Origin of the sequence: Burkholderia sp. E168m23 (assembly GCF_016586125.1) — a bacterium.
In the GTDB taxonomy this organism is placed as follows: domain Bacteria; phylum Pseudomonadota; class Gammaproteobacteria; order Burkholderiales; family Burkholderiaceae; genus Burkholderia; species Burkholderia orbicola.
Genome location: NZ_BCPP01000484.1, coordinates 1 through 5,295 on the forward strand (window position 1 = coordinate 1; position 5,295 = coordinate 5,295).

Annotated in this window: 5 protein-coding genes; all 5 read right to left on the reverse strand. The window is 59.2% G+C overall.

The genetic code is table 11. The features are described 5' to 3' along the window. Positions 1-750 (reverse strand): mannose-1-phosphate guanylyltransferase (locus JMF90_RS22665; RefSeq protein WP_201325453.1); only part of this gene is annotated, 750 nt, incomplete at its 3' end. 86 nt (positions 751-836) lie between these two features. Then, positions 837-2,714 carry a glycosyltransferase family 2 protein gene (locus JMF90_RS22670; RefSeq protein WP_054927451.1) on the reverse strand — a complete coding sequence of 626 codons (1,878 nt, stop codon included), beginning with the start codon at positions 2,712-2,714 and terminating at the stop codon, positions 837-839. Positions 2,715-2,731: 17 nt separating this feature from the next. After that, positions 2,732-3,481, reverse strand: a complete 750-nt coding sequence (locus JMF90_RS22675; protein ID WP_012328033.1) for an ABC transporter ATP-binding protein — start codon at positions 3,479-3,481, stop codon at positions 2,732-2,734. 10 nt (positions 3,482-3,491) lie between these two features. After that, positions 3,492-4,274 (reverse strand): ABC transporter permease, encoded by a 783-nt coding sequence (locus tag JMF90_RS22680; protein WP_054927450.1) that lies wholly within the window; start codon positions 4,272-4,274, stop codon positions 3,492-3,494. 60 nt (positions 4,275-4,334) lie between these two features. Continuing rightward, positions 4,335-5,195 (reverse strand): glycosyltransferase family 2 protein, encoded by an 861-nt coding sequence (locus tag JMF90_RS22685; RefSeq protein ID WP_054927449.1) that lies wholly within the window; start codon positions 5,193-5,195, stop codon positions 4,335-4,337. Between the last annotated feature and the right edge of the window lie 100 nt (positions 5,196-5,295).

The window sequence follows — 5,295 nt, forward strand, 5'->3', positions numbered from 1 at the left end:
GGAGATATCGGGACACGGGGCAAACGCTTGCGCGTCCAAACGTATGAAGTCCTCATCCCGCCGGGCCTGCGCAACCGCTTGCTCGATATTTTCCAGTACCGTCGGGGTATAGCGGGCCAAATCTTCCAGATAGGCCGACGCCTTGAGCATGAACATGCCGCTGTTCCAGTAATACCCGCCTTGGTCCAGGAAGCGCCCCGCCGTTTCGGCATCGGGCTTCTCCGTGAATCCGTCGACGCGGTACGCTCGACCGATTTCGTCCAGCGCAGCGCCACTGCGGATATAACCGTAGCCGGTATGAGGGCTCGTCGGCTCGATTCCGAAAGTCACGAGATACCCTTCTCGCGCGATATCGGCTGCCGACGATGCGAGCTCCGAAAACACGGCAGTGTCAAGAATGACGTGGTCCGACGGCAAGACCATCAGCAATGCATCCGGCGAGCGCTCGATAGCGATCAGCGCGGCGGCCGCAACCGCCGGCGCCGTATTGCGCTTCATCGGCTCCAGAACGATAGCCTGCGGTTTGACACCGATGCCCTGCAACTGGTCGGCGACCAGAAAGCGCTGATCCTGGTTTGCGACGACAATCGGCTCGGCCACGTCCGCCATGCCGGCCAGTCGGCGTACCGTTTGCTGGACGAGTGTGTGCTTCCCCGTCAGCCGCAAGTACTGCTTCGGATATCCGCCGCGCGACATGGGCCACAAGCGGGTGCCGCTCCCTCCGCACAAAACGACAGGATAGATGTTCACGTCAACTCCATTCTCTCCGGTGCTTCCTCAATGATCTGTTCGACAGTTCACTTCGTGCACCACTGCCATCAGTTTTCGCAAGACACCTAAGCAAGCGGTGCCACTCTGGGGGGCCACGCGAGACTGAAATCCTCACGATCGAGGGTAAGGTTCGGGCTGTAACACGGATCGTCCAGCAACATCTGGCCCCAACGCCCCATCATGTACGCGGTTTCACGCTGGAATCGCAGTTGGTTGGATGGATCGGTTTCCGGGCCGCGTGTCGCTGACTCGTGGTGATACAGCTCGGCAAATGGCGTCCATACGTTCCGGTAGCCCGCCTCGCGGACGCGCAAGCAGAAATCGACATCGTTGTAGGCCACGGCCAGATTTTTTTCGTCCAGCCCCTCGACTTCCCGGTAGATAGACGTGCGCACCAGCATGCATGCAGCCGTCACCGCAGAGAATGCGCTGACGAGACCGGCACGCCCGAAGTACCCACGCGTCGTCCGCGGAACGTGCTTATGCGCATTGCCAGCGACGCCCACGATTCCCAACACAAGACCTGCATGCTGCACGGTGTCGTTCGGATACAGCAATTTTGCACCGACTGCCCCCACTCCGGGCTGCAGCGCCAGGCCGACCATGTCGGACAACCAGTCAGGAGAAATGACTTCGACGTCGTTGTTGAGCAAACAAACAAACTCGCCGTTGGCAGCCGCTACCGCAGCGTTGTTCAGCGCCGAGTAATTGAACGGTCGATCGTCCCTCAAGACCCGAATTCTAGGATCCTGAACGAGAGACTCCAAATAAAGCAGTGCTTCCGCGTCATCCGAGCCGTTGTCAACGATCAGGATCTCGTAATTTTCGTAAATCGTACGCGCGAGAATGCTACCGATGCATTGACGCATCAGGTGCACTGCATTCCGGGTCGGAATAATCAGCGTAATGAGCGGCAGCTGGGCCGGCAGTGCATGCCGAACGCGATAGCCATATCCGATGTATTCGGCATGCGCTGCAGCCTTCAGCCGACCGAAATGCTCGTTGATGGACTTTTCGCCAACCAGCGCCGCATAGGGCTTGGCTTCAACGCCGCTTGACGTGCTGGTCGAATGAATACGCCAGTGATACAGCACACGAGGAATATGACAAATGGCGCTCGCGTCGACGCGCTCGATGCAACGCAGTGCGAGATCGTAGTCCTGCGACCCTTCATAGCCGATGCGAAACCCGCCGACCTCGTCCAGCAGTGCTTTCTCGTAGACCCCGAGGTGGCTGAACATATTGTGCGAATGAAACAGCTCGGGGTTCCACTGGCATTTGAAATACGGATCCCTACGTTTGCCGGCCTCGTCGATCTTGTCCTCATCCGAATAAATCAGACGAATTGACGGATTTCGCTCGATCGTATCCGCCACGCAGTACAGCGCATGCTCCGGCAAAAGATCGTCGTGATCCAGCAAGGCAACCCACTCCCCGGTTACCAGACCGAGCGCGCTGTTCGATGCAGCGGAAATATGGCCGTTCGTTTCGCGGAATACCACCTTGATCCGCGAGTCCAATGCGGCATAACGCTCGAGTAGCGGACGAATCGCCGGGTTCGGCGAGCGATCGTCGGCGATGCACAGTTCCCAATGAGGATAGAGCTGGCTCCGCACCGATTCAATCGCTTCCGCCAGCCATTCGGGACGCGGATTGTAGACCGGCATCACGACCGAAATCAGCGGTGCTTTTGCAAGCTCGCTGATGCGACGCGCGATTGCCTCGCGCATTGCGTCGTCGATCCGATCGTGTCGACTTATCCAGTTCGCGTAATCCTCAGGATCGATCGCCCCAGGTGCTCCGGCCATCATCCACGTCAGCTTGCGTCTGACGCCGCCCCAACCTTCACGCCGATAGACGGCATAGCCCTGCCGCAACAGGGCGCCAAGATTCCTGCCACCGGTGATCCGGCCTACGAGCGAACTGATTTTTGACAATGTCATCTGGATAACGGCGAGACTCAGGCTACTGCCGCCTCGTACTGCGACACGACCTCATCGGCCGGGCCGAATGCGCGAATCCGGCCCCGCTCCATCCACAGCGCCTTGTTGCAGACCTTGCGGATTTCGCTGTTGGAATGCATGGCTAGGACGACAATCTCGGCACGACTATGCAGATCCGCCAAGCGCGCCTCCGCCTTGTGCATGAACGATGCGTCGCCCACGCCCATCACTTCGTCGAGCAACAGGATTTCCGCATCGACTGCGGTGGACACGGCGAATGCAAGGCGAACCCGCATGCCGCTGGAATAGGTACGAATCGGCAAATCAAGATAGTCTCCGAGTTCACAGAACTCAGCGATATCCTGTTGTTTCTTGCGGATTTCGGCGTCGGACATCCCGAGTAGCAGACCCCTCAGACGAATATTCTGCATACCGGTGGAATTTTCATCCATGCCGAGGCTGATATCCAGCAACGGTACGGCCTTGCCGCTGCGCGACACGGTGCCGGCTGTCGGCGGGTAAATGCCCGCCATCACACGCAACAGCGTCGACTTTCCCGCGCCGTTGTGCCCGATCAGTCCAATGCGATCGCCACGCTCGAAGCGAACGTTGACGTCGTCAAGCGCGCGCACGACGATTACGCCATCACTGCCCTCGGCAATGCGATTGCGTCGTCCCATGCGCATGACCTGCTTCTTCAGCGAGCGTCCCTGCACGTCATAGATCGGCAAATCGAGCGTCACGTTCTTCAAATCGATATAGGCCACGACGTGCTCCTCAAACCCAGTACGGGATACGTTTCACATAACGACCGGTCAGCCACAACGCGACAATCCAGCCTGCCACGGCCATACCGGCCGTGACCCCCCATGTCAGCGCACTCGGCGCCTGCCCGATCAGCGGACCACGTACGACATCGATCAGATAGGCAAGCGGATTCCACTCGACGATGAAGGTATAGCGGTTCAATGCGTTGGGACGAAAGATAATCGGCGTCACGTAGAACGCCACCTGCAGCAATGCCGAAATGATCTGGGGAAGATCGCGAAAGCGTGCAGACAGCAAACCAACCGTCATCGCAATCCAGAGAATGTTCAGGATGTACAGCAGCAGGCCGGGGATAAACAATGGCAGAGTTTCCCAGCTCTTCACACCGAACACCGCGAGGAGCACGACGATGATCACGGCGTTGTGAGTCATCACAATCAGGTTTCGCCACACCACCTGCAGCATGTAGATCAGCTTTGGGGTTGCCATTTGCCTGATGTATGACGCGCTGTTGATATAGGCAACGCTACCGTCCTGAATCGTCTGCGAAAGCAGCCCCCACATCACAAGACTCGCTGCCAGGAACGGCAGATACGCGTGCATGTCTTGGCCGAAAAGCGTACCGTAGACGACGCCCAACGACCCGATCATGACGCCCATGCTGATCGTCAGCCAGAACGGGCCGACCCGCGAGCGCGCATAGCGCTGCCGGATTTCCAGCCAGCCTAGCAGCGTCCATAACCGCCAGGACACGATGCTTTGTTTAAGGTCTGCAATTGCGACAGTGAGCATGCGATTCTTCAACAATAAGTAGTTAGACGACAAATCCTGGAACCTGCCGTAATCGATGGATTACAGCTCCCCCGAGCGCCCGGTCAGTCCATGCCAGATGCCGAGCAATGAGAGCCGCAGGTGCGCCACGCGAGGCTGCATGAACAACGCGTAGATCGCAAGCCGGACCGGCATCTTGACCAGTTCGGTCGACTTCCAGCTCCAGGGTACGTAGGAACGCCGGATCAGCGCGATCGCGTTGCGGAACAGATAGTAGTGCCGAACCGCGCTGTGCCCCGGGTAACTCCGCCCGAACACCTTCACCGGCTCGCCGCCCAGTTCATGCTTCAACCGCAACGCCGGCGCGCCGAGCACCGAATACCCCTTCGAGCGCGCGCGGACACACCATTCGAGGTCGACGAAGTCGATGAACAGCGAATCGTCCATCGGGCCGATGTCGCGCCATACAGCCAGATTCACGCACGATCCCGACGTAATCAGAAAGTCGACCTCGACCGGTTGCACACCGTCCGGCTGAACCCGGCGCAGCTTCACGTACCCGAAGCGGACGAACGGCGCGACGCCGCCCAATCGCGCATCCTCGTACGCGGGGCCGACGAGCGCCACGCGACGATTACGCATGCGCTCGGCCGCCATTGTCCGAGGCAGTTCGACCAGCAATTCGTCTGACGGCTCGCTATCCTGATCGAACAGCAATACCGACGTACAGTTCGCCGCGGCCAGCCGTTCGATGCCCTGGTTGAGCGCCGTCGCGATGCCAAGATTGGCGCCGTTCGCGACATAGTCGATACGCGCGTCGAGCCCGAGCGCTTCCGGCGCACTGATGCTCTCCGTGTTATCCACCACCACGCATGGCCATACTTTGGCGAGCCGGTTCGCACGGACTACGCAACCGCTATCCGGCCGGTAGAACACAATCACGACACCGGTCTGCTCCTGAACCCCGGAATTCTGATTCAAGTTACTCACTCAGGCACAGCTTCAGCGCATCGGCCCAGTCCGGCAACCGCAACCCGAATGC